The sequence below is a fragment of the Pseudomonas sp. HY13-MNA-CIBAN-0226 genome, assembly GCF_040310305.1.
Taxonomy (GTDB): Bacteria; Pseudomonadota; Gammaproteobacteria; order Pseudomonadales; family Pseudomonadaceae; genus Aquipseudomonas; species Aquipseudomonas gregormendelii.
Genome location: NZ_JBEOPS010000008.1, coordinates 178,328 through 203,355 on the forward strand (window position 1 = coordinate 178,328; position 25,028 = coordinate 203,355).

20 protein-coding genes are annotated in these 25,028 nt (G+C 61.9%); 4 read left to right on the forward strand and 16 right to left on the reverse strand.

The window, feature by feature from the left end; translation table 11 throughout:
- The first annotated feature begins 105 nt into the window (after positions 1 to 105).
- Together AAEZ05_RS11210 and AAEZ05_RS11215 are read left to right on the forward strand one after the other, a co-directional pair.
- Positions 106 to 1,290 (forward strand): cyanate transporter, encoded by a 1,185-nt coding sequence (locus tag AAEZ05_RS11210; protein ID WP_350598583.1) that lies wholly within the window; start codon positions 106 to 108, stop codon positions 1,288 to 1,290.
- Between the two features lie 89 nt (positions 1,291 to 1,379).
- Positions 1,380 to 2,312 (forward strand): LysR family transcriptional regulator, encoded by a 933-nt coding sequence (locus tag AAEZ05_RS11215; RefSeq protein ID WP_350647363.1) that lies wholly within the window; start codon positions 1,380 to 1,382, stop codon positions 2,310 to 2,312.
- Positions 2,313 to 2,394: 82 nt separating this feature from the next.
- On the opposite strand, the gene AAEZ05_RS11220 is transcribed toward AAEZ05_RS11215, so the two are convergent.
- The 16 genes from AAEZ05_RS11220 to AAEZ05_RS11295 form a co-directional block, all read right to left on the reverse strand.
- Complete coding sequence (locus AAEZ05_RS11220) at positions 2,395 to 2,760, reverse strand: 5-carboxymethyl-2-hydroxymuconate Delta-isomerase (protein WP_045058744.1); 366 nt, start codon at positions 2,758 to 2,760, stop codon at positions 2,395 to 2,397.
- Positions 2,761 to 2,817: 57 nt separating this feature from the next.
- On the reverse strand, positions 2,818 to 3,744 hold the full coding sequence (locus AAEZ05_RS11225) for a LysR substrate-binding domain-containing protein (RefSeq protein ID WP_045058745.1): 927 nt from the start codon (positions 3,742 to 3,744) through the stop codon (positions 2,818 to 2,820).
- 93 nt (positions 3,745 to 3,837) lie between these two features.
- Positions 3,838 to 4,542: an NAD(P)H-dependent oxidoreductase gene (locus AAEZ05_RS11230; protein WP_045058746.1), complete on the reverse strand. Its 705-nt coding sequence runs from the start codon at positions 4,540 to 4,542 to the stop codon at positions 3,838 to 3,840.
- A 34-nt stretch (positions 4,543 to 4,576) separates the two neighbouring features.
- A complete protein-coding gene (locus AAEZ05_RS11235) occupies positions 4,577 to 5,989 on the reverse strand; it encodes an aldehyde dehydrogenase family protein (RefSeq protein ID WP_350647366.1) in 1,413 nt (470 codons plus the stop codon).
- Positions 5,982 to 7,172 carry a pyridoxal phosphate-dependent aminotransferase gene (locus AAEZ05_RS11240; RefSeq protein WP_350647368.1) on the reverse strand — a complete coding sequence of 397 codons (1,191 nt, stop codon included), beginning with the start codon at positions 7,170 to 7,172 and terminating at the stop codon, positions 5,982 to 5,984. Before AAEZ05_RS11240 ends, AAEZ05_RS11235 begins: the two co-directional genes overlap by 8 nt.
- A gap of 37 nt (positions 7,173 to 7,209) precedes the next feature.
- Positions 7,210 to 8,817 carry a 5-guanidino-2-oxopentanoate decarboxylase gene (locus AAEZ05_RS11245; RefSeq protein ID WP_045058802.1) on the reverse strand — a complete coding sequence of 536 codons (1,608 nt, stop codon included), beginning with the start codon at positions 8,815 to 8,817 and terminating at the stop codon, positions 7,210 to 7,212.
- 10 nt (positions 8,818 to 8,827) lie between these two features.
- A complete protein-coding gene (locus AAEZ05_RS11250; RefSeq protein WP_205891881.1) occupies positions 8,828 to 10,927 on the reverse strand; it encodes an acetate--CoA ligase family protein in 2,100 nt (699 codons plus the stop codon).
- Positions 10,928 to 10,945: 18 nt separating this feature from the next.
- The gene (locus AAEZ05_RS11255) at positions 10,946 to 12,106 is read right to left on the reverse strand and encodes an acyl-CoA dehydrogenase family protein (RefSeq protein WP_350598569.1); all 1,161 of its coding nucleotides are present in this window, start codon (positions 12,104 to 12,106) and stop codon (positions 10,946 to 10,948) included.
- 45 nt (positions 12,107 to 12,151) lie between these two features.
- Positions 12,152 to 12,943: an enoyl-CoA hydratase/isomerase family protein gene (locus AAEZ05_RS11260; protein WP_225569018.1), complete on the reverse strand. Its 792-nt coding sequence runs from the start codon at positions 12,941 to 12,943 to the stop codon at positions 12,152 to 12,154.
- A gap of 289 nt (positions 12,944 to 13,232) precedes the next feature.
- Positions 13,233 to 14,645, reverse strand: coding sequence for an amino acid permease (locus AAEZ05_RS11265; RefSeq protein ID WP_350647371.1), 1,413 nt, complete (start codon positions 14,643 to 14,645; stop codon positions 13,233 to 13,235).
- A 208-nt stretch (positions 14,646 to 14,853) separates the two neighbouring features.
- Complete coding sequence (locus tag AAEZ05_RS11270) at positions 14,854 to 17,112, reverse strand: ATP-binding protein (protein WP_350647373.1); 2,259 nt, start codon at positions 17,110 to 17,112, stop codon at positions 14,854 to 14,856.
- Positions 17,109 to 17,882: a substrate-binding periplasmic protein gene (locus AAEZ05_RS11275; RefSeq protein WP_350647375.1), complete on the reverse strand. Its 774-nt coding sequence runs from the start codon at positions 17,880 to 17,882 to the stop codon at positions 17,109 to 17,111. The genes AAEZ05_RS11270 and AAEZ05_RS11275 overlap by 4 nt, the downstream gene beginning before the upstream one ends.
- Before the next feature lie 5 nt (positions 17,883 to 17,887).
- Positions 17,888 to 18,604: a response regulator gene (locus AAEZ05_RS11280; protein ID WP_350647377.1), complete on the reverse strand. Its 717-nt coding sequence runs from the start codon at positions 18,602 to 18,604 to the stop codon at positions 17,888 to 17,890.
- A 92-nt stretch (positions 18,605 to 18,696) separates the two neighbouring features.
- Positions 18,697 to 19,344 carry a TetR family transcriptional regulator C-terminal domain-containing protein gene (locus AAEZ05_RS11285; protein ID WP_045058756.1) on the reverse strand — a complete coding sequence of 216 codons (648 nt, stop codon included), beginning with the start codon at positions 19,342 to 19,344 and terminating at the stop codon, positions 18,697 to 18,699.
- A 103-nt stretch (positions 19,345 to 19,447) separates the two neighbouring features.
- Positions 19,448 to 20,746 (reverse strand): Xaa-Pro dipeptidase, encoded by a 1,299-nt coding sequence (locus AAEZ05_RS11290; RefSeq protein ID WP_122837832.1) that lies wholly within the window; start codon positions 20,744 to 20,746, stop codon positions 19,448 to 19,450.
- Between the two features lie 40 nt (positions 20,747 to 20,786).
- Positions 20,787 to 22,067 carry an OprD family outer membrane porin gene (locus AAEZ05_RS11295; RefSeq protein ID WP_350647380.1) on the reverse strand — a complete coding sequence of 427 codons (1,281 nt, stop codon included), beginning with the start codon at positions 22,065 to 22,067 and terminating at the stop codon, positions 20,787 to 20,789.
- Between the two features lie 277 nt (positions 22,068 to 22,344).
- On the opposite strand from AAEZ05_RS11295, the gene AAEZ05_RS11300 reads away from it, so the two are divergent.
- Both AAEZ05_RS11300 and AAEZ05_RS11305 read left to right on the forward strand, forming a co-directional pair.
- The gene (locus tag AAEZ05_RS11300; RefSeq protein ID WP_350647382.1) at positions 22,345 to 24,306 is read left to right on the forward strand and encodes an oxidoreductase; all 1,962 of its coding nucleotides are present in this window, start codon (positions 22,345 to 22,347) and stop codon (positions 24,304 to 24,306) included.
- Between the two features lie 49 nt (positions 24,307 to 24,355).
- Complete coding sequence (locus tag AAEZ05_RS11305; protein ID WP_045058760.1) at positions 24,356 to 24,943, forward strand: cupin domain-containing protein; 588 nt, start codon at positions 24,356 to 24,358, stop codon at positions 24,941 to 24,943.
- Positions 24,944 to 25,028 lie beyond the last annotated feature (85 nt).

A 25,028-nucleotide genomic window follows, 5' to 3' on the forward strand; every position in this document is an offset into this window, starting at 1 on the left:
ACAATCAGCACTATTTAATTTCCAAATACCAAAGCCGACTTTCTGATTTGCCGCCCGCCAACTCGCGCCTGCTTAATCGGCACCTGCTCATTTAAGGTCCGATCCATGGAAACCGTCCGCACCACCGCCCGCCCCGCCCTTCTACTAATGTTCGCCATCGTCCTGGTTGCGCTCAACCTGCGCCCCTCCATGGCCGCCATCGGCCCGTTGCTGTCGGCGATTCGTGGGGACATTGAACTGAGTTTCAGTCTGGCGTCGCTGCTGACCATGCTCCCGGTGATGGCGATGGGTGTGGCGATGTTCTTCGGCATCCGCGTCAGCCAGCGCCTGGGCGAACAACGGACCGTGGTCCTTTCCCTGCTGATCATCGGTGTGGCTACCGCATCACGACTATTCCTCGACTCCGCAGCCGAACTGATTCTCAGCGCCGTGCTGGCAGGCGTGGGCATTGCCCTGATTCAGGCGTTGATGCCAGCCCTGATCAAGTCGCGCTTCAGGGACAACGTCGCCCTGTGCATGGGCCTCTATGTCACCTCGATCATGGGCGGCGCGGCCATCGCCGCCGCCTTTGCCCCGCTGGTGATGATTCGCACTGGTAGCTGGCGAGTCGGCCTGGCAGTCTGGGCCGCGCTCGCGGTGGTCGCCCTGATTTTCTGGATGGCACAGCCCGCGCAGCAATCGCTGATCGAATCAAAGTCGGCCACCAGGCAGTCTTTTTTCAACAATTCCCGCGCCTGGCTGCTCGCCATCTTCTTTGGCCTGGGCACCGCGTCCTACACTTGCGTGCTGGCCTGGTTGGCGCCGTACTATGTGGAAAAAGGCTGGAGCGAACAGGACGCCGGCTTGCTTCTGGGTTTCCTGACAGCCATGGAAGTGCTGTCCGGCCTGGCCACCCCGGCCATCGCCAACCGCAGCCGTGACCGCCGCCTGGTGCTGGTGGTGTTGCTGGGACTGATCATGGCGGGTTTCTGCGGGCTGATCCTCAGCCCGCAGCACCTGAGCCTGATGTGGCCATGCCTGCTGGGGCTGGGCATTGGCGGGCTGTTTCCAATGAGCCTGATCGTGTCCATGGATCACTTGGACAACCCGCAACGTGCGGGAAGCCTGACCGCGTTCGTGCAGGGCATCGGCTACCTGATCGCCGGTGTCTCGCCGCTGCTCGCGGGTATGATTCGCGATCATCTGGGCAGCTTCGAGTGGGCCTGGTGGGCCCTGACTGCCGTCGTGGCACTGATGATCCTGATGGTCCTGCGCTTCGATCCCCGGCACTACGCTCGACACATTCACTGAAGGACGATTCTCCTGAATCCGTCGATCCGTTAGGATCCTTCGCAGACCGTTGCGCCCACCTGCGCAACAAGGACTGCGAGACGCAATGGATGCTCAACAGCAACGTACTTAGAAAGCTCGACATGCAGGACCTCATGGTGTTCGTTGCCGTGTACCAGCAACACAACGTCACCGCCGTGTCCGAAGCCCTGTGCGTCAGCCAGTCGACTGTGAGCTACTGCCTGAAAAAACTTCGCGCGGCTTTTGCCGATGAGTTGTTCCTCTACAGTCGTTCCGGCATGCAGCCCACTTACAAAGCCGACAGCATGTACCCGCACGTGTTGAAAGTCCTCGAACACATCAACCTGTGCCAAGCCGGCGCAACGACCTTCGACCCCGCCCTGCGGCCAACCACCTTCAACCTGTGCGCCCCGGAATATTTCGAACAACTGATCCTGCCACGCCTGCTCAAGCACTTCGCGTTTGCCGACTGGCCGGTGACCGTCAACGTGCACAAACTCGAATCCGACATCCCGGCCCAAGCCCTGCGCGACGGCAGCCTCGACCTGGTGATCGGCTTCGGCCCGAACTTCCATCGCAGCCACGGCGACATCAAGTCGGCGACGCTGCTGGAAGATCAACTGGTCTGCGTCTTCGACAAACCCGCCGCCCCCGGCGAGCCCCGGTTGAGCCTGGACGAACTCGTCGAACGCCGCCACGTGTTCCCCACCCCGTGGACTTCCAGCAGCAACATGGTCGACGGCTGGCTGGCGCAACAGGGGCGCAGTCGCCAGATCGTAGCGCGGGCCAACAGTTATGGCGCGGCGTTGAAGATGATCAAGGGGACGGAGTTCATTGTGATGTTGCCGAAGCGGATTCAGCAGTTGCTTGCTGGCGATGGCGGGTTGGGGTGTTGCGCAGCGCCGGTTGGGTTGCCAGGTTTTTGCCTGGATATGCAGTGGCATCAGGGAATGGAGAAAGATGGCGCTAATGCCTGGTTACGCGAGCAGATCGATCTGGCATGTGACCGGCAGAGCAAGTAGCGCAAGGACCAGGGCTCACACTGTGATGGGTGAGCCTGTTCCAATCCCAAGTGAAGATAACTGGCTGACAGCTCCAACCCAATCAGTGCCCAACCGCCGTCTTCGCATAAGACTCCCGATCAATATCCAGAATCTCCACGCACAACTGCACGTCCACCCCCACCGGCCATTCACACAAATCCTGCACCACCGCCAACAGGCTCTCCGATAGTTGCTTCTTGATCTGCGGCGATCTCCCGCTGAGCAGCGCCAGCTTCACATGCACAAACCCACGCTCGGCCATGGCGGTACCGACCTTGAAGGTTTCGACTTTGATCGCGCGGCTTTTGATGTCGAATTCGGCAGCGAACTGGCCGGAGCCCACCAAGGTGTTGTTCAGCCGGATCAAGGCGACGTCGGCGTTCAGGCCTGGCAGGTTGGCGGTGTATTCCATGTGCAGGTGGGGCATGTCGAATGCTCTTTGGAGTGGCGGGAGGGTCGTACGTATAGCACAGAGTTTGCGGGCTCACGGCGCTGGGGGCATAAGATCGGTCGCGCTCATGAAGGTTTCCAGGCGTTTGCGCAGCCAGCGTTCGGCCGGGTCGGTGTCGACGTGGCTGAGCCAGACCATCGACAGGTCGAGGGTCGGAGTCTTGAACGGGAATGGCTCTTTGAACAGTGCACCGGACGCGGCCATGGCTTCGGCCGCGTAGTCCGGCAGGCTGGCGATCAGGTCGGTGCCGGCCAACAGCGCGGGCAAGGAGCTGTATTGCGGCACGGACAGCACGACCTGGCGGGTGCGGCCGATCTCTGCCAGCCATTCATCGGCGTAGCCGCTGACGTTGGCGGTGTGGGACACCAGCACGTGGGGACGCGCGCAGTATTCGTCCAGGGTCAGCGGGGTGTCGGACGCATCGGCGCGCAGGATGCTGGGCTGGATGTGCCGCAGCAATTTGCGCTTGGCGTTGGCCGGCAGGCCGCGGGTCTGGCTGATGCCGACAGTGATGTCGCCAGACGCCAGCAAGTCGGGAATGCGCCAGTAGTCGACATGCTGCACCACGAACACCACTTTCGGCGCTTCCTGGCGCAGGGCCCGCAACAGCGGCGGCAGCAGGCCGAATTCGACGTCATCCGACAGGCCGATGCGGAAGGTCATGGTGCTCACTGCGGGATCGAAATCGTGGGTCAGGCTCAGGGCGATCGACAGCGAATCCAGGGCCGGCGAAAGATACTTGATCAACTCTTCGGCGCGTGCGGTGGGTTCCATGCGATGGCCGACCCGAATGAACAATGGGTCGTTGAACATCGTGCGCAGGCGGTTGAGCGCCGAACTGATGGTCGGTTGACCGAGAAACAGCTTCTCGGCAACCCGCGTGACGTTGCGTTCGAGCATCAATGTCTCGAACACCACCATCAGGTTGATGTCGGCCTTGCGTAGCTCATTGCGATTCATCCATTGCCCCCTTGTCCCCCTGAACTGCGGGCAGTGTAGAAAGACCTGGGGCCTGGCGTCCATCGGCATGAACGCCAGCGGCGTGACTTGCACTCACACGGGTAGCGGATAAAGGGCCTCATCGAACTGCGCCAGGCGCGGGAACGTCAGTGGTTGCTCGTCGCTCAGGTGCTCCAGGCGCTGCTGGTAATCGTGCAGGAGACCCTTGCGGGCCTCGTCGCTGATGTAAGGCACGTGCCAGGCGACAAAGGGTTGCAGCACGTCGAAGCCGACGTAGGCCAGGGTGCCGCGCAGGATAGGACGCAGCATGTCTTGCAGCGGACCGTGAATCGCGCCCTCGCCGAACATGTGCTCGCGCCCGCCGAGGGTGACTGTCACCAGCGCCTTCTTGCCGCTCAAACCGCCCTGGTCGTAAAAACGCTTGCCGCCATAACACACGCCGGACACCAGCACCCGATCGATCCAGCCCTTGAGCATGGCCGGTGCGGAGAACCAGAAAATCGGGAAGTTGAGGATCAGCAGGTCAGCCCACAGCAGTTTGTCGAGTTCCTGCTGGATATCCGGCGCCAGGGACTGGCTCTTGACGCCCAGGCGTTGCTCCAGGGCGTACACCAGGTAGTCGGGATTGTCCCGCGAGGAAAAATCATCGGCGCTGGCCACCGGGTTCCAGTTCATCGCGTACAGATCGCTGACCTTGACCTCGTGCCCCTGGGCCTGGAGTGTCGCGACAGCCTGGTCACGCAGGGCTGCGGTGAACGAGTTGGGTTCGGGATGGGCGTGAACGATCAATACTTTCATGGGTATTCCTTGAATGCTGGCACGTTGGGGGGAGTCATACCTGGATCGCCTTCACTTCGACGAATTCGTTAAGTCCTTCCTCCCCCCATTCACGACCATTGCCTGACTGTTTGTAGCCACCGAATGGCGCCTGATAGTTGAACGCCGCGCCGTTCAGAAAACACTGCCCGGCACGCAGCTGCCGCGCCAACCCCAGGGCCCGCTCCCGGTTGCCGGTCCAGACGCCGCTGGACAGGCCGAAAGGCGAGTCGTTGGCCATTTGGACCGCCTGCGCTTCATCGGCGTACGGAATCAGGCACAGCACCGGCCCGAAGATTTCTTCCTGGGCGATGCGCATGCGGTTGTCGACGTCAGCGAACAGCGTCGGACTGACGTAGAACCCGCGCTCGAATTCGTCAGTCTCGCCACCGAGCACCAGCCGTGCGCCTTCCTGCTGGCCGATCTGGATGTAGTCGCGCACGGTGCGCCGCTGGGCCGCAGAACACATCGGCCCAAGGAAGCTCTGCGGGTCCAGCGGATCCCCCATGCGCAAGCTTTGGGCCTCGGCGATGGCGATTTCCACAGCCTCGGCGTAACGGCTCGCCGGCAGCAGCATGCGGGTCAGTGCAGTGCAGGTCTGGCCAGAGTTGATCATCACGTCCTGAACGCCATAGCGCACCGCTGCGGCCAGGTCGGCATCCTCGGCGATCAGCAGCGGCGACTTGCCGCCCAGTTCCAGGCACACGCGCTTGACCGACGGCGCCGCCGCCTGGGCCACACGAACGCCAGCGCCGGTGGAGCCAGTGAACGACACCATGTCCACGTCCGGATGCCTGGCCAGCGCTTCTCCGACTTTCGCACCCGGCCCGCTGACCAGGTTGAACACCCCCGCAGGCAAGCCGATTTCCTCGATCATCTGCGCCAGGAAGAACGCATGCAGCGGTGTTTCCTGGCTCGGCTTGACCACCACCGTGCACCCGGCTGCAAGCGCCGGTGCCAGTTTGCCGATCAACTGATGCAGCGGGTAGTTCCAAGGGTTGATGAACGCGCAAACGCCCACCGCCTCGCGCACCACCCATGAGTTGCCGACCTCGCGGACTTCATCCATCAGGCCGGCCAGTTCGATGTATTGCTCAAGCCCCTCGATGGGCCCGTCCACCTGGACCGCACGGCACCACTGCACCGGCATGCCCAGTTCCGCGGTGATCACTGCGGCCATTTCGTCGGCACGCTCGCGCAGTTGCCCGGCCAGCGCGCGGATGTAGCCGGCGCGCACGCTTGAAGGTGTGCAAGACCATGAACCGAAAGCACGCCGAGCCGCGGCTACCGCGTTGTCGACATCCCGTTCATCGCCCAGCGGCACTGAACCGGCGGCTGTCTCGGTCGCCGGGTTGATCACCTGGGCGACGCCCTGCCCTGAGGGCGCCTGCCAGCGGCCATCGATAAACAGCGCTGTGTAATCATGCATAGTGTCGGGTCTCCATCAGTTCACTGGCGCAGCGGGCGATGCGCTGGCAGGCGTCACTCAGGTGTTCTGCCCCCACCACCAGGCCCAGGCGTATATGCCCGGCGGCACTGGGGCCGAAGGCTTCACCGGCCAGGACCGAGACGCCATGGCGGTCGAGCAGACGGTCGGCGAATGCCTGGGCGCTGAGCCCGGTTTCACGTATGTCGACCATCACGAACATCCCGCCATCGGGCATCAGGGGGCGCACGCCGGGGCAGTCGGCAAGGCTGGCGCAGACTAAATCGCGTCGCTGGCGATAGGCATCGCGCATGGCCTGCAACTCCGGCAGGTTGCTTTGCAGCGCCACCACGGCAGCGTCCTGAATGAATTCGGGGGAGCCATACAACATGCACAGCGCGAGGTTTTCCAGGTGCTGCGCCAACGCCGGCGGCGCCACCGTCCAGCCGACTCGCCAGCCGGTCATGGCGTGGGATTTCGACAGGCTGTTGAGCGTCGCGGTGCGCTCGGCCATGCCCGGCAAACTGGCCGGGCTGACGTGCTCGCCCTCGAACAGCAATTCGCTGTAGACCTCATCGGAAATCAACCACAGGTCATGGTCGATGCACAGCCCGGCCAATGCCTGCCAGGTGGTGCGCGGCAGGCTGGCGCCAGATGGATTGTGCGGACTGTTCAGCGCCAGCGCGCGAGTCCGCGGGGTGATGCGCGCCGCAACGTCTTCGGGTAATACCCGGAAGCCATTCTCGGGCCGCACCGGCACCGGGATCACCACCGCACCGCAGGCCCCGAACACCGCTTCGTAGGTCACGTACATCGGCTCGGCGACTATCACTTCATCGCCTGGATTGAGCACGCACTGGGCCACGCAAAACAGCGCGCACTGGGCACCGGCAACCACCGTGACCTGGTCGGCCGACACCGCCTGGCCGCTACGTTGCTGGTGCCGCCTGGCAATGGCTTCGCGCAGGGTGCGTTTGCCGCGCACGTCGGCGTAGTGAGTGTTGCCATTAAGCAGGCTGTCGATGGCCGCCTGGACAATCGGCACCGGGGTGTCGAAATCCGGATCGCCCACGGACAACAGCAGAATGTCTTCGCCCTGTTCCTGCAGCGCCAGCGCGCGGTAATGGATGTTCCACGCGGCGGCGCCGTCACCGGCGATTCGTTGGGTCAGATCGGAAAAACGCATGGCCTGCTCCTTTTAAAAAAGCCCAAAAAAATGAAAATCAATGCGCGCAGGCATGCTTGAGCTCGATCAGGGTGACGCCGTTGCGTTTGAAGCCATGGCGCAGATCGGTCTGCAACTCGGCCAGGCTTTGCGGCTGGGTGACGGTGCAGCCGAACGCGCGCCCGAGGGCGGCGAAATCCGGATTGCGCGGCAACACGCCGATGGGTTCGATGTCCAGGCCCAGCATGTCGTCGCGGATCTGCCCCAGGGCATCGTTGTTCCACAGCAACACGACCAGCGGGCTGTCCAGTTCCTCGACCGCCGTCGCCAGTTCCTGCGCGGTGTAGAGGAAACCACCGTCGCCGACCAGCACCAGGCCCGGCCGATTGGGCGCGCCAAACTTGGCGCCGATGCCGGCCGGCAGGCCGTAGCCCAAGGTGCCGTAGCCGGTTGGGTGCAACCAGCTGCGCGGGGCGCGGCTGTTGAAGGCGTAGTTGCCGGTGTAGGCCAACTGGGTCATGTCGGTGCTGATGAAGGCGTTGTCCGGCAGCTCGGCGGCAATGCGCTCAAGAATGCCCTGGTGAATCGACTGCAACGGGCCGTGGCTGTTCTTCACCGCATCACGCAGTTTCGCGACGCTGGCGATTGCTGCGTTGGCATCACGGACGGTGGCGGGCAGACGCTCCAGCAGGCCGGCGAGCGTCTGTTGCGCGTCGCCTTGCAGGGCCACCGCACAGGGATAGAAGTCGTTGAATTTTCGCGGATCGATGTCCACCCGCAGCAGTTCGGCGGTCAACGGCAAGCGCTCGCGCCAGAAATCGGTGTCGGCCATTTCGGTACCGACCGCCAACACCACGTCGGCTTCGGCGATCAGGTTCCAGCCGGGCTCGACGCACAGGCTCGAACCGGCGTTGAGCGGATCATCCGGTGGCAACAGCCCTTTGCCGGCGACGCTGGTGAACAGCGGCGCGGCCAGTCGGGTGCTGATGGTTTGCAGCTCCTGCGTCGCGTGAAGGGCGCCGCCACCGGCAATGATCATCGGTCGCTTGGCGTTTTGCAGCTTGGTCGCGGCGTGTTCCATGGCCGTGTTCGAGGCCGGTCCGCGTCCCGGACGCCGCACCACGTCGTTGCTCCAGTCGCGATTCACTGGCGCCGCCAGCACGTCCAGCGGCACCGAAATGTGTACCGGGCGCGGGCGTTCGCTATCGAACACGGCATAGGCGCGGGCGATCAATTCGGGCAGGTCCTCGGCACTCAACGCCACCGCTGAGAACGCGGTAATCGGCGCAGTCATGGCGCGCTGATCCTGGGTTTCGTGCAGACAGCCCCAGCCCTTGCCGAGGCTGGCCGTGTGGTTGACGCTGGAGATCACCAGCATCGGAATCGAGTCGGCGTACGCCTGGCCGATGCCGGTCGCCGCATTGGTCACGCCCGGCCCGGTGATGATGAAGCACACGCCCGGTTTGCCGCTGACCCGGGCATAACCGTCAGCCATGAAGCTGGCACCCTGTTCGTGCCGGGTCAGCACATGGCGAATGCCGCTGCCCGGCAGGCCCCGATACAGCTCCAGCGTATGCACGCCGGGAATGCCGAACACGGTGTCGACGCCGTAGTTGGCCAGCAGTCGCACCAGGGCCTGGCCACCGGTCAATGTCTTGGTTTGCATGTTCATATCCTCACTCGTGGCCGAGGCGAATCAACGCATCGACCGCAGTCGTGCCGTGGGCGCCGACCAACAATGGGTTCACATCGAGTTCCAGCAGGGCGTCGGCGTTTTCGCAGGCGTAGTCCGCCACGGCGCGGATCGCCGCCACCAGCGCGTCCAGGTCGGCCGCTTCACGGCCGCGAAAACCTTGCAGCAAACCGGCGCTGCGCAGGCTCAGCACCGCGCGGCGAATGGCGCCGTCGGTGGTCGGCAGCAGCAGGCTGCGACTGTCCTTGAGCAGCTCCACCAAAATGCCCCCGGCGCCGATAACCAACGCGAGGCCAAAGTCATTTTCGCGCTTGATGCCGACAATCAGTTCAGCCAGGGGCGGCGTGGCCATGGGTTCCAGCAGCACCTGATCGAAGGGCACGTGCGGAGCGTAATCGGCGATGCTCGCGTGCATTTTTTGCAACGCGGCGCTCAGGGCGGCGGCGTCCTTCAGATTGAGCGCGACCGCACCGGCCTCGGTTTTGTGGGGCAGTTGTGCACTGACGGCTTTGAGCACCAGCGGGTAACCCAACCCATTGGCATCGACCAGTGCATTCGCCGGCGTGCTCAGCACACCGTTGGGCGTCGGCAGGCCAAATGCGCGCAACGCCTGTTTCGAATCCCACTCGTTGAGCAGGCGACCTTCACCCGTCAAAGCTCGAGGGCACAGCGGTACCAGTGCCGACTCGCCGAGCGCCAGCAGTGCCTGGCGATTACGCTGATAACCGGCAATGCGGCCCCAGGCGGCCAGGCCATCTTCGACCCCTTGCAGCGCCGCCACGTCCTGGGCATGCAGGCGCTCGCGGGCGCTGGCCGGCAGCAGCTCGGGGAACGCCGAGGTGACAAAACCGGTCTTGCCGTGACGCACCAGCGCGGCGCAATAAAGCTCAAGCAACAGGTCGCATTCCTTGCGTTCACCGGTCGATTCCGCCGGATAATCGAGCACCAGCATGGCCGCGTCGGCCTCGGTCCGCAGGGCGCTGTCGAGCATGCGGTTCAAGGCTTCGCCGTCACCCCAGATCGCAGTGGTGAAATCCAGCGGATTGACCAGGTTGGCGTAGCTGGGCAGCACCTGCGCGAGTTCTTCACGCTGGGTCTCGTCGAGCTTGGGCAACGTCAGGTCATTGCGTTCGGCGTAGTCGGCAATCAGGCCAGCGTCACCACCGGAACAGGCCAGGGCGATCAGGCTGTCGCCCGCGGGGAGTTTTCCGCAAGCGGCGGCCTTGAGGGTTTCGACGAAGCTCACCGGCCCGCTGACCCGGATGACGCCCAAGCGTGCAAACAGGCTGTCGTAGAGCGCATCGGAACCTGACAGCGAACTGGTGTGACTGAGGGCCAGTTCGGCACCGATCTGCGACACGCCGGTTTTCAGCGCGATGATCGGAATGCCCTTTTCGAGCGCCTTGTGCGCGGCGCGGGCGAAACCCGGCACGTTCTTCAGCCCTTCAAGGTGCAGGCCGATGGCCGTGACCCGCGGCTCATCGAGTAATACGTCCATCAATTCGGCGACGCCCAGTTGCGCCTGGTTACCCACCGATGCCATGTAGGCCACCGGCAGTGAACGGTCGCTCATGGACAGGTTGTAGGCGAAGTTGCCGCTCTGGGTCAGCACGGCGACGCCCTTCTCCACTGGCTTGCCGCCATGAGCCACCGGCCACAGGGCCGAGCTGTGCAAGTAGTCGAGCAGGCCGTAGCAATTGGGACCGAGCAAGGCCATCTGGCCGGCTGCCTGCAGCAGCTGTTGCTGCAAGGCCTGGCCTTGCGCCCCGGTCTCGGCGAACCCGGAGGCGTAGCAGATCGCACCACCCGCGTCCTTCGCGGCCAACTGCGCCACGGCGGTGAGGGTCAGCTCACGATTGGTCGCGATGAACACCGCGTCCGGGCCACAGGGCAGCTCGGCAATGCTGCGCACACAGGGCACACCTTCGAGGCTTTCATGTTGCGGGTTCACCAGCCACATCTGCCCCTGGTAGCCGCCTTCGGCACAGCGCTTGAGCGCACGGGCCATGCTGCGACCGCCGACGAATGCCAAATGGCGTGGGGCAAGCAGGCGCTTGAGGTTGTCACGAATAGTCTGCGACATGGGAATTCTCCAGGACGATCAGCGCAACAGCGGCCGCAGCAGTTCACGGGAAATGATGTGCCGCTGGATTTCCGAGGTGCCTTCCCAGATGCGCTCGATCCGCGCGTTACGCCAGATGCGCTCCACCGGTCCTTCATCCATCAGGCCCATGCCGCCGAATATCTGCACCGCCTCATCGGCGGTGCGTCCGAGCACTTCGCTGGCGAACAGTTTTGCCATGCCGGCTTCGCCATCGGTCATGGTGCCCTGGTCCATTTTCCACGCGGTATGCAAGGTCAGCAGTTCCGCCGCGCGGATCTGCGTGGCCATATCGGCAAGCTTGAACGAGATACCCTGATACGTGCCGATCGGCTGGCCGAACTGCTTGCGATCCGCCGCCCATTGCAGCGATACGTCGAGTGCGCGCTGGGCCTGGCCGACGCAGTTGGCGGCGACCATCACCCGGCCGGCCGTAAGCCAGGCGTTGGCCACTTCCCAACCCTTGCCGACTTCGCCGAGCACTTTGTTGGCCGGCACCCGGCAGTCGTCAAAGAACATTTCGAAGGTGTGGTAACCGCGGTTGCTCACGCACTTGGGGCCGCGGCGAATGGTCATGCCCGGGGTGTCGCGATCCACCAGGAACGAAGTCACGGCGTTGCGCTTGCGGCCGTTGTGTTCATAGGTGTCGGTAACCGCAAAGACTATGGCGAAATCGGCGTGCCCGGCGTGGCTGATGAAGTGCTTGCTGCCGTTCAGGACGAAGTCTTCACCGTCGCGCACGGCGCGGGTCTTGATCGCATTGGCGTCGGACCCGGCACCGGGTTCGGTCAGGGCGAAGCAGTCGATTTTCTCGCCCTGGATGCAAGGCAGCAGGTAGTCGCCGATCTGGCTGCCCGTACAGGCCATGAGGATCTTCGAAGGCCGTGCGACGAACACGTGCAGCGCCCACGAAACCTTTGACAGCTCACGCTCTATCAGCGCCTGGGACAGGTAGTCGAGCCCGCCGCCACCGACCTCCTCCGGCATGTTGAAAGCATAGAAACCGGCGGCGATGGCTTTGCCGCGAATCTCTGCCGCCAACTCAGGGGAGACTTCGTCTGCGCGGTCGACCGCTTCCTCGTGGGGCAGCAGTTCCTTGGCGACAAAGCTGCGTACCGCTTCCACCAACATTTCTTGTTCTTGGGTCAGTTGGAAATTCATGGTGCTACCTGTTGTTCGTTCACGGGGTATGAGGGTGGTGCAGGCTTATTTGCCGACGAAACGTGCCGGGCGTTTTTCCACGGAAGCCCGCAACGCTTCTGCGCCGTCTTCACTGCGACCACACAGCAGGCCGGCCGCCAGTTCGGCTTGCAGTTGCTGTGGCAGGTCGCGCTGGGCGCCTTCGCGCATCAGTTTCTTGGTCTGGGCGAAAGCGAAGGTCGGGCCGTTGGCCAGGCGCGTTGCCAGTTCGCCGGCGACGTCGAGCAGTTGTTCATCGGCGCACACTTCGCCTACCAGCCCGGTGGCCAGGGCCCGATCTGCACCCCACAGTTCATCGAGGAACAGCAGGCGCTTGGCTTGTTCGGTGCCGATCAACCTGGGCAAGTGCCAGCTGGCACCGGCGTCCGGGGAGTACGCCATGCTGGTGTAGCCAGCCTTGAACCGCGCCGACTGCGCGGCCAGGCGCAGGTCGCAGCACAAGGTCAGGTCCATGCCGGCGCCGACAGCAGTGCCGTTGATGGCGGCGATGGTGGGTTTTTCCAGGCTGTACAGACGGCTCATCAGGGCATGGGCGGTTTCGGTCCAGCCATAGGTTTCCAGATCGCCACGGGCTTCGGCTTCGGCCCACTCCGCGAGGTCCGCCCCGGCGCAGAAGCTGCGGCCGCTGCCGGTCAGCACGACAACGCGAACGGCCGGGTCGGCGTTGAATTCGTCCAGCAGGGCGTGCAGGTTTTTCAGGGTCGGGATGTCGAGGGCGTTGCGCTGAGCCGTGCGGTTGAGGGTGATCCAGGCAACGCCTGCTTCGACCTGGCTGAGCAGTGAAGGTTGAGTAGTCATTGCGGGGCCTCGGATTATTTTTGATTGGAATGAGGTGATGCGACTGAGGCCATACTAAACGAGTGTTCAGTAAGGCGGCAATTGGTGGCTAGATCGAGCTAAATTCTTATTATCTAATTGATATATATAGATTTATTGATTATTTAACGGGCTAGAAGGCTGCGCTTGTTACAACTTTGAACAACTGGGCACATGCCCCTGCCCATTACAGCGAGAATGACCGTGTTCGCAGCCTTGAAACAAAAAAACGCGACGGTCACCCGTCGCGTTCTTTGTCCGCCTCAAGCCATCAAACAGACGGCAAGCTCGGCGCCAACACCCCCTGACGCTTGCGATAAATCAGGAAGTAAGCGCTGTAACACAGCGCGATAAAGCCACCGCCCCAATACAGTGAAGGCCGTTGCGTCTCGTCCAGTGCCAGGAACACAAACAACGAACAGCACAACACAATGCACGTCAGCGGAATCAGCGGAAACCAGGGCGCACGGTATTTAAGATCGCTCAGTTTGCCGCCATCACGCAGGTAGGCCTTGCGGAACTTGTACTGCGCCAGGGCAATGACAATCCAGGTCACCGTGCCCGACATGCCGCTCACCGCCATCAGCACCATGAACAAAGTATCGGCGGCGACAAAACTGGTCATCAGCGACACCAGCGCAAAGCACAGGGTGATGCTCAACGCCCGCAACGGCACGCCGCGCTTGCTCAATGGCGAGAAGCTTTTCGGGGCCATGCCGGTCTTGGACATTGCCCACAAGATGCGCGTCGAGGCATACAGCCCGGAGTTGCCCACCGACAAAATCGCCGTCAGGATCACGAAGTTCATCAGGTCGGCAGCGTAGGGAATACCGACCATATCGAACACCTGCACGAACGGACTCTCCATCAGTCCGGCCTGCTGCCAGGGCACGATGGCCGAGAGCACCACGATCGCCAGCACGTAGAAGATCAATACGCGAAACACCACGTTGCGAACCGCACGGGGAATGCTTTTCTCCGGCTGATCGGTTTCGCCAGCCGCCACGCCCATGATTTCGCAACCCTGGAACGCGTACACCACGGTCATCATCACTGCGAACACAGCTGACAGGCCGTTGGGGAACAGTGAGTCGCCAATCAGGTTGGTCATCATCGGCGCCGGCTCGCCACTGGTCAGCGGGATGGCGCCGAAGATCACCAGCACGCCGACCACGATGAACCCCAGAATCGCAGCAACCTTGATCCCGGAAAACCAGTATTCCGCTTCGCCGAACGCACGGGTCGCCAGGGCGTTAAGGCCGAACAGTACCGCGACGAACAAGGCTGACCAGTACCAGATCGGCACGGTCGGGAACCAGCGTTCCATCAACATGCCCGCTGCGGTGAATTCCAGCCCCACGGTGGTGGCCCAGCTCATCCAGTAGACCCAGCCGATCATGAAGCCGGTGCCGGGCCCGATGAATTTGGTGGCGTGAGTCTGGAACGAGCCGGACACCGGCATTTGCACAGACAGTTCACCGAGGCAGACCATCACCAGGTACATCAGGAAGCCGGCGACCAGGTAGCACAGGATCGCCCCGACCGGGCCGCCCTGGTTGATGGTCACGCCGGAGCCCATGAACAGCCCGGTGCCGATCACACCTCCCAGGGACAACATGAAAATGTGCCGGCTTTTCAGGGCGCGGGTCAGGTGGATACCTTGGCGGTCGATTGATTCGCTCATGTCGGCACCTCAGCAGTCGGCGCGGTGCGCGGCGGCTGACAGGACGTCATGGCGCGAGGAAGGATGAGCTTTACGGCAGTTCATTATTATTATCTCCAATAAGCTTCGAAGACCGCGCTGTGGCGGTTGCGTCGATTATTGGAAAGGCATGTAAGTTCGAGTTGAACCTGAGGATCAAAGATGTAAAAAGTCGTAACAAACTTGTACGTCAGGCCTGCAACAGGCCTGCCAGGGTCTGTCGCGAGCACCGCAGCTGCTCGTGCACCTGCGGCGCCAACCCGCGTAACGCAGCCTCATCGTTGATCATTGCGGCTTGCTCCAATGCGCGCAGGACGTTGGCCAACGCGCGAAATCCCAGGGAGTCGCTGCTGCCAGCCAGGCGGTGGGCCAGGTGCGCGACCTCGGTGCAGTCGTCTGCCGTGATCGCTTCGGCGAGTGCATGGCTATGCTGTTGAATCGAGTCGCGCAACACCTTCAACAATCCCAGCAGTTTCTGTTCACCGAGCAAAGTACGGTGTGTTTCCAGCAGCGGCCAATCCATGGCCGCGTCATCGAGTGGCGAAGTGGCTACGGGGGCCTGGTCAGCCAGCGCCTGGCGCAGAGTGTCGAGTTTCAGGGGCTTGGCGAGGATGCCGTCCATGCCGGCATCCAGGTAACCGCGAACCAGGGCCGGCTGCACACTGGCCGTCAGGGCAAACAGGCGGCTGTGGCGATTCGGCCCCGGAGTGTCGCGCAGCCGTTTACACAGCTCGACGCCGCTGATGCCGGGCAGGTGCACGTCGAGCAAGATCAGATCGAAAGACCGCGCGGCACATTGAACCAATGCCTGCTCGGCGTCCTCGGCTAACCAGACCTGATGCCCGTCGCGCAGCAAAAGGCCCTCGACCACCTCGCGGTTGAGCGCCACGTCCTCGACCACCAGAATGCGCAAAGCCTGCCCTGCAACACTGTCTGCCGCAACGGGTGCCACGCCGTTGGCCGCTTGCAGCGCCAGTTCGAACCAGAAACAACTGCCGCGCCCGACCTCGCTGTCCACGCCGATACGCCCGCCCAATTGCTCCACCAGATGCTTGCTGATCGCCAGCCCCAAGCCGGTGCCGCCGAAGCGCTGCGCCACCTCTTCACTGGCCTGGGTGAAGCGCTCAAAAATCTTCTGCTGCATCGCCGGCGCGATGCCGATGCCGTCGTCGGTAACGCTGACGCGCAGCCGTTGTCCAGGGGCGCCAGGCAACAGCGCTACCTCCACCTTGACCTGCCCGCCCTCGGTGAATTTGATGGCGTTGGCCAGCAGGTTGCTCAGCACCTGGCGCAGGAATTGTTCGGCGCCGTGATGCCGCTGCGCTACCCGTGGGTCGATGTAGCATTGCAGGATCGTGTCGTTGCCCAGCGCGCGGGGTTCGAGCAGTGTCATTACCTCATCAAGCAATTGCCGCAGCGAGAATTCCACTGCCTCCGGATGGCTGGCGCCCTCCTCCAGCCGGGCGAAATACAGCACTTCATTGAGGATCGACAGCAACCCTTCGCCCGCTTTGTACAGCGCATCCAGCCGCTTGCCGCCGAGTGCGTCCAGCGGCGCATCGCGCAGCAGTTCGGCCATGCCGAGGATGCCGTTGAGCGGGGTGCGCAACTCATGGCTCATGGTGGCAAGGAAACGCGACTTGGCGAGGTTGGCCGCTTCCGCTTCATCCTTGGCGCGCATCAGGCTGGCGGTGCGCCGCTCGACCATTCGCAGCAGTTCGTCACGGTTATCCTGCAACGCCAGCCGATCGCTTTCGCGGCGGTCGATGTCACTGAGAATGGCCCGGCGCATGTCGTCCAGAGCATGGGCCACGGTGTCGATTTCGTCTTCGTCTTCGTCCGCACGGCGACGCTTGTCCAGGCGTAACGGCTCGTGGGAATCGCCCGCAGCGATGCGCCGGGCAAACTCGGCCATGACTTGCAGGTGGCGAGTAACCAGGCGATAAAACAACCCCGACAGCACCACCGCCAGGCCGCACAGAAACACACTCATCCACAGCAGGCTGGTCAGCCCGGTGGTGTACAGGCGCTCATGCACCGCCCCCAGGTCGGTGGTGACCTCCAGTTGCCCCAAATGACGCACCGCCCCCGATGGCGGCTGGTAGTCGAGGGCAAAACGTTCTATTCGCAGCGGCCCGACCGGCTCGGCAGTGCCTTGCAGCAGATCGAAATCAGGGCTGATCAGGCGCACGCGCGCCACGTCGGAAAAGTCCACCAGGCCGCGCAACTGCACGTTGAGCTGATCCTGGTTCAGGTCCCACAGACTGCGCTCCAGGCTGGCCAGGTAGCCGGCGCGAATCAGCTCCATGCGCGAGTCGATTTCGCGCATCTCGCGTCGATACTCAAAGTACAGCTGCACGCTGCTCGCCAGCACCGTAAAACACAGGCTGAAAAACAGGATAAACAGCAGCAGGCGCCGCAACAGGCCGCCGGGCCGGGCCCGAATCATGGTCGATCCGCCGGTTGCTGGAGCGTGTCGCGGTAGATGACCTCACTCTCGTGAAGCAAGCGGTCGATCTCGCCCGAATCGACCATGTGCTGCAACTGCGCATTGATATCGACCATGCGACTGGCCAGGGGCGAACGCCGCGACACGGCCACTCGCAGGTAATCCACACCAAAGGAATCGGCCAGGGCCACGATGTCCTGGGTGCCCGGCAGGGTATCGACGCGCATTTGCCCGGTGCGCCGCTCGGAGACGACGAAGTCGATGCGGCCGCGGATCAACTTGCCAAAGTTCTGCTGGCTATCAGAGACCCGTTCGATGTTCTGGTGCTGGTCGACAAAGCGGTCGAACGTCTCGCCATAACTTTCTCCGAACAGGAAACCACCACGGTAGTGCGCCAGGTCCTCCAGCCGATCTATTGTTACCGGGTGCCGGCGATTGATGAACACCGCGACTTCCTCGCGCAGTACCGGCACCGTCGAAAAAGCCAGGGCCTGCTCACGCTCTGCAGTGCGATAGGCCAGCACCACATCCACCCGACCTTCAACGGCATCCAGCACGCAGCGATTCCAGTTATCCAGCTCGACGAGCTCGACCTCGTAGCCCAATTGCCCGAACAGTTTTTTAACCACGCCGGGAGCGAGCCCGCGTATCTGTTTGCCGTCGCTCCAGGAGATCGGCGGGTAGACCGGGTAATCGCAATAGCGAATTTTTTGCGCAGCCGTCACACCGGTGGATGCCAGCATCAACAACAACCAGATCCCGCGCCACATGCCGCTCAGGCCGCGACGCTGGCGGTAAACAGATAGCCGGCACCGTGGATGGTGATGATCAGTTCAGGCTCGGCCGGGTCGTCATGCAACTTGCGCCGCAAGCGTCCCACCAGCACATCGATGGAGCGATCGTTGGGCACCCATTCGCGGTTGCGGATCTGGTCCATCAACTGATCCCGGCTCAAGGTGTGCCCGCTGTTGCGCAGAAACACGCTGAGCAACTGGTACTCGCCATGGGTCAGCAGGGTTTCACTGCCGCTGTGGTCGATCAACCGCCGACGATCAGTGTCCAGCGCCCAGGCGGCGAATTGCTTGACCGGGCGGGCAACCGCAGCAACAGGATGTGGCGTGTGGGCGTGGCGCACCCGGCGAATCAGGTTCTTCGCCCTGGACACCAGTTCCCGCGGATTAAGCGGCTTGATCACATAGTCATCGGCGCCGCACTGAAGGCCCACGATGCGATCGATTTCATCGTTGCGCCCGGTGATCAGGATGATCCCGACCTCCGAACGCACCCGCAGCTCCCGGGTCAGGGTCAGGCCATCCTTGCCCGGCAGGCGGATATCGAGCATCACCAGGTCGACGCTCTGGCTCGCCAGGAAGGTCTCGGCCAACTCAGCAGTGGCGGCGCAATGCACTTCATAACCTTCCTGGGACAGGTAGGCCTGCAGCAGTTCGCGAATCAACGGATCGTCGTCGACGATCAATACCCGAGGAGTCATCGCTAGGTGTCCCGCGTATGCCCGAAGGCGTGTTTCTTATTAGAGTTGTGGTTACCACTGGAGGCAGAGAGTAGCCACTACTGAACGATCGATCAACAGCCCGTCGTCTGCAAAGTGAATCGCTGCCGACCACCGGCCTGCAAACCGTCGACCCAGGCTTCGCAGATCTGCATGCCCTGCTCCGGCGTGAAGGTCCCGGGGTTGAGACCCGATTCCAGCCACAAGCCGTCGAGCAAGGCGCTGAGGCTGATGGCAGCCAGGTCGCAATCGAATTGTTGCCAGCCCTCCTCCTCCGCCAGTTCGTTGAGCACCTTGCGCAGGATGGCCCGGTACTCGCCATAGGACTGTTCGTGGGCGAGGTTGATCGCTTCTGCCGTCTTGACCGCGCCCCAGAACGCCAGCCAGGCATCAAGCAGTTGCGGGTCGAGCAGTTCGGCGGAAAACGAGCCGCGAAAAAACGCCGATAAACGTTCACGGGCATTGGGCGCGGCCTGTTCCATGGCCGCGCGAAGCAGTGCCATGACGCGGCCGGTCACCGCCAGATAGGCTTCGGCGACCAGCTCGTCCTTGCCGGAATAGTGATGACTGATCAGCCCGACCGATACACCGGCCTCGGCGGAAATCTTGCGGATCGACGCGCCCTGGAAGCCATGGCGCTGCAGGCACACGAGCGTGGCCTCGATGAGATTGGTTTTGCGCAGTTCCGGCGCCATTCTGGAGAATCGGACTTCCTGAGTCATTGCACGACCTTCCTGGAGGCGAGGGTTGAGCCCTGTACGAGCCATTCAAAAGCTGAACGACTGTACAGCAACTGCCCTCGCCGACTCCAGACGTCGCGCTGCTTTACATACCCGGCAGCACGTCAGGCGGAACAATCGCGCCGCCCTTCATGACCACCGGGGTTTTCTCCAGGATCGCAATGTCAGCCAGCGGATCACCCTCGACCGCGATCATGTCGGCAAAGCGACCGACACTGACAGCGCCTACGTCCTGCTGCCAATTGAGCAGGTCTGCGGCGACCACGGTGGCGGACTGAATCGCCTGCATTGGGGTCATTCCGTACTTGACCATGTAGGCGAACTGCCGGGCGTTTTTGCCGTGCGGGTAAATCCCGGCATCGGTGCCATAGGCGATTTTTACACCGGCCTTGACCGCCTTGCGGAAACCTTCACGCTGTACTTCGGTGGTTTCGGTATTTTTGCGCAGGTAACTTTCCGGCCACTTTTCCTCGCGCCCGATCTTGTCGATGAAGTCTCCGTTGTAGATATCCATGACCAGATAAGTGCCGTTGTCCTTGGCCAGCTTGATGCCTTCATCGTCCAGCAGCGAGGCATGCTCCACGGATTTTGCGCCGGCGCGGATAGCCGCCTTGATGCCGTCGGCGCCATGGGCGTGCACGGTCGCATAGCTCTTGTGCACCTTGGCCTCCTGCACTACCGCGCGCATTTCGTCCTCGGTCATTTCCATCTGGCCAGGCTCGGTGCCTTCGGCCAATACGGCGCCCGTACCGACCATCTTGATGGTGTCGACGCCGTGCTGGAACAGGTACCGGGTCTTGAGTTTTGCGTCATTGGTATCGCGATAGACGCCCACCCGCATATCGTCCGGCACCGTGATGCCCGGTGCCAGGCCCGTCACCTCACCGCCGCCACCCGCTACTGAGAGATAAGCGCCGACTACATTCATCCGCGGCCCCAGCACCTGATTGGCGTTGATCGCATCACGTAGCGAGACGTCGGTAAACGCGCGGTAGGTCCCCACGTCGTGGACCGTGGTGAACCCTGCGCGCAAGGTCTGATAGGCATGTTTGGCGCCCAGCAGCGCGTAGTCCTGGGCAGAATGCAGGAGGGGTTCGGCAACGTTGTTGGTCATGTCCCAGTCGGCGATATGCGTGTGCATGTCGATCAGGCCCGGCAGCACAGTCTTGCCCGACCAGTCGATAACGGTGCTGTCAGCCGGCGGTGCACTCCAGGGCTCAACGGCCACGATGCGCTCGCCATCGACCTTGATGCGCTGGTCCGTCAGCACCTTGCCGCGCTCCACGTCCACCAGGCGACCGGCATGGATGTAGACCGTGTCGGCCAGTGCGGACAACGACAGCGACGAGAGGGTTACAGCCAACGCGATACTCGAGAGCTTCATGGGATACCTCTTTTATTGTTATTGGACGGATGAACGCACATCAAAAAATAGTGATCGGGTATTGAGTGATGATCCGCAGTTGTTTAACACTGTCACCGGTAAAGGCATGTTCGGCGTAACGCACCCGAACCGACAAATCTTTCAGCGGGCCCGCTTCAACAACGGTTTTAATATCGACGTCTCGCTCTATCTGCTTATCCGAATGAGCGAAGTAAGCGTACAACCCGTCCGGATCAACTTGCTCATTATCGATATCAAATCCATAGATATACTTGAAGCCCAGCGTGGTATGTAAAACACCCGTAGAACCAAAATCATATTCATAGGCCAGGCCGACTGACTGTTCGCCAGGGCCATTGAAGTCCCCGTATTGCGAAGAGTTGGCCAGATAGATCGAGTCCATGTAAGTCCCATCGGAAGCCATCAGATAATCAAATGGCTGACCTCCATGGATCTTTTGATAAGACAGCGTCAGCGTATGCGGGCCATTGGCATAGGACGTCGCCAACGACCAGGCGCTGACATTGATATCGCCGGCATTGGCCTGGCCCTGATCCAGTGATCGATAGAGGTTGAAGTCAACGCCGAGAGTCTGTTCCGCAGTCAGGACAAAGCTATAGTTGCCATTGACATAGTACTGGCGCCACAAGTCCTGCGCCCGGGACACGTAGAAGCCGACGCCGCCCTGCTCTACTGGCGTGTAGGTGAAGCCTGCATAATCGACATCGCCGCTGTCCACCCCGGCGTAACCCGCCATGAAGCCACCGTCGTGACCTGTACTGGTATAACCTCTGGTGGAATGGAAATGCCCGATATCGATGCTGACTTTGTCGATATCATCACTCAACAGTTGTATGCCACGGGTGGTCATCGGCATCAGGCGTAAATCGGGAGTCGCAAATACCGGATTGTATGGGCGCAGATCGCCATACTTTATGACAGTGCTAGACCACTTCATCTTTACCGAAGCGTTGAGTGTCGCAGACTCGGTTCTTTCGCGATCCCCCTCAGCAGGAAACATTCCCGTGCCAACCGTACCGCGACCGCCATCCAGCTTGTAGGCAGTATAGGCACTTGCATCCAGCCCAAGGCCGACGTCACCTTGAGTAAATCCGGACTGGTAATCCATCTGGAAACCCTGCCCCCAACCACGGGCATCGGGATAATGCGAGAGTGAGTTACGATTAAAATACATATTGCGAGCGGTAATAGTTGCCGAGCCACCCTCGACCAATCCTTCGCCCACATCTTCTGCCTGCACTTTTACATAACTTCCAGATGCCGACAGAACAACCACACCCAATAGTGAACGCAGCTTCATTGTAGGCCTCAGAGTTTGATTATTATTGTTTTCTGCAAATGCCTGTACCGGCCAATGGTAGGCACCCTGTCATTGCCATTAATAGAATTTATATGTTGAGAATTGCTCGCCTTGCGCAATCGAAGTAACGGATTTGTAACATCGGCATTACATCTGCTTCCAGTCGACATCCAGTAAACAAAACTATTGATTTTTTACTGAAGGTAAATTCTTATAGAAAAATAATAACGCCGAAAACCGGCCCTTTCGGCTTCAGGCCGCCTGGAGTAGCCCCACCATGAGCACCTCGTCCCCCGCTTTCGCGCACCTGTTCGAACCCCTGCTGCTACGCGGCAAACGCCTGAAAAACCGCATCATGTCCAGCGGACATGACACTTCGATGCCCACCGACAACCTGGTCAATGATCAACTGATCGCTTACCACCAGGCGCGCGCGGCAGGGGGGGCCGGGCTGATCGTGCTGCAGGTGGCGGGTGTGCACGACAGCGCGCGTTACACCTCGCACGTGTTGATGGCCACCGATGACGCCTGCATTGAGGGCTACCGCAAGCTCGCGCAAACCTGCCATGCGCACGGGACGGTGGTGCTGTCGCAGATCTTCCACCCTGGGCGGGAAATCATGGAGTCCAGCGACGGCCTGCTGGCGGTGGCCTATTCAGCTTCGGCGGTGCCCAACGAGCGGTTTCGGGTGATGCCACGGGCAATGGATCAAGCCATGATCGACGAGATTGTCGCCGGGTACGCGGCAGCGGCGCGGCGCCTGTTTCAAGCCGGGATCGACGGCGTGGAGGTGGTCGCCAGTCACGGTTATCTGCCCGCGCAGTTCATCAACCCGCGAGTCAATCGCCGCACCGATGGCTACAACGGCGAGCTGGAACAGCGCCTGCGCTTGCTACGGGAAATCATCGCTGCTGTGCGGGTCAGTACCGATGAAAACTTCATCATCGGCCTGCGCATTTCCGCAGACGAGCGCGACCCGGAAGGACTCACCGAGGACGAATCGCTGCTCGCCGTGCAGGCATTGCAAACCAGCCTGGATTACGTGCACATCGTCGCCGGTACTTCTGCATCCCTGGGCGGTGCCGTGCACATCGTGCCGCCCATGGCGATCGAAGCGGCCTATCTGGCCAGGGAAGCCGGAACCTTCAAGGCCGGTCTGTCCATCCCGCTGTTCGTCACCGGGCGCATCAACCAGCCCCAGGAAGCGGAGCTGATCCTGGCCCGGGGTCAGGCCGACGTCTGCGGCATGACCCGCGCGCTGATCTGCGACCCGCAAATGCCCAACAAAACCGACAGCGGCCGTGTAGAAGACGTGCGCGCCTGCATCGCCTGCAACCAGGCGTGCATCGGCCACTTCCACAAAGGCTTGCCGATCTCCTGCATCCAGCACCCGGAAACCGGGCGCGAGTTGATCTTCGGCAACCGGCAAACTACCGGCCAACGCAAGCGCATCATGATTGCCGGCGGCGGGCCGGCCGGCATGAAAGCCGCTGCGGTAGCGGCCCAGCGCGGGCACGAGGTCACCCTCTATGAAGCGGCAGCGCAACTCGGCGGCCAGGTGCTGCTGGCGCAGCTGTTACCGCGACGCAGCGAGTTCGGCGGGGCCAGCACCAACCTGCAGCGGGAGATGGAACTGGCGGGTGTACGGGTGGTGCGCAACACTCGGGTCGACCGCGCCCTGGTGGAGCGCGAGCGCCCCGACCTGGTGATCATCGCCACTGGCGCCGAGCCCTATTGGCCAACCTTCGAGCGTGGCGGCGAACTGCAGGTGGTGGACGCCTGGCAAGTGCTGCGTAATGAAGTACAGATAGGTCGTTCGGTGGTCGTGGTGGACTGGCGCTGCGACTGGATCGGCCCCGGCATCGCCGAGCGCCTGGTGCGCGCCGGGCATCAGGTGCACCTGGCAGTCAACGGCACCCATTGCGGGGAAAACCTGCCGCTGTACGTGCGCGACCAACTGGCCGGCGAACTGCACAAACTGGGTATCCCCATCACCCCCTACGCCCGCCTCTACGGCTGCGATGACAGCACCGTCTACCTGCAACACACCGCGAGCAGCGAGCCGATGTTGCTGGAAAATATCGACACCCTGGTGCTCTGCCAGGGTCATCAACCGGTCGACACCCTGGGCGCAGAACTGCAAGGCCTGGTGGAGTTTCGCCGGATCGGTGACTGCCTGGCGCCGCGCACTGCCGAAGAGGCCATCTACGAAGGTTTGAAAGTCGCCTGGGCGCTTTGAGCCTGTTTATACTCCGGGGTTTTCCCCCAAACCCCGGCCTGGAGTACGCATGAGCAACGGCAGTAAAGACAGCGCCGCACCAGAGCCCAGTTTTCTCGGCACCCGAATCCGCGGCCTGCGCAAACGCCGGGGCATGACCCTGGCCGAGCTGGCGAACATGAGCGAGCTGACCGCTGGCTACATCAGCCAACTCGAACGCAACCTCGCCTACCCTTCCATCCCCGCCCTCTTCAACATCGCCCGCAGCCTGGGCGTGACCATCCAGTGGTTCTTCGCCAGCGAAGCCGCCACCGCCCCGGAAGACCACGGCGTGGTGGTGCGCAAGAACACGCGGATGAGCGTGCATTACGAGGATGGAATCGTCGACCAACTGCTGACCCCGCAGCCGAATCGGCAACTGGAGATGTTGCATTCACGGTTTCCGCCTGGCACTTATAGCCAGCAGAGTTACAGCCATGAGGGGGAAGAAGCCGGGTATCTGTTGTCGGGGCGTTTTGAGTTGTGGGTTGGGCAACGGCATTTTCTGCTGAGCGAGGGAGACAGTTTCAGCTTCTCGAGTCAGGAGCCGCATCGGTATGGCAATCCCGGAGAGGTGGATGCGGTGGTGATTTGGGTGATTACGCCGCCAACGTTTTGATGGGATGTTTGAGATGAAGAGGCCTCGAAGTTTGATTAGCTTTGGGGCTTTTTTTTGAATGGAGGCCGGGGAGTTTTTCCTACAT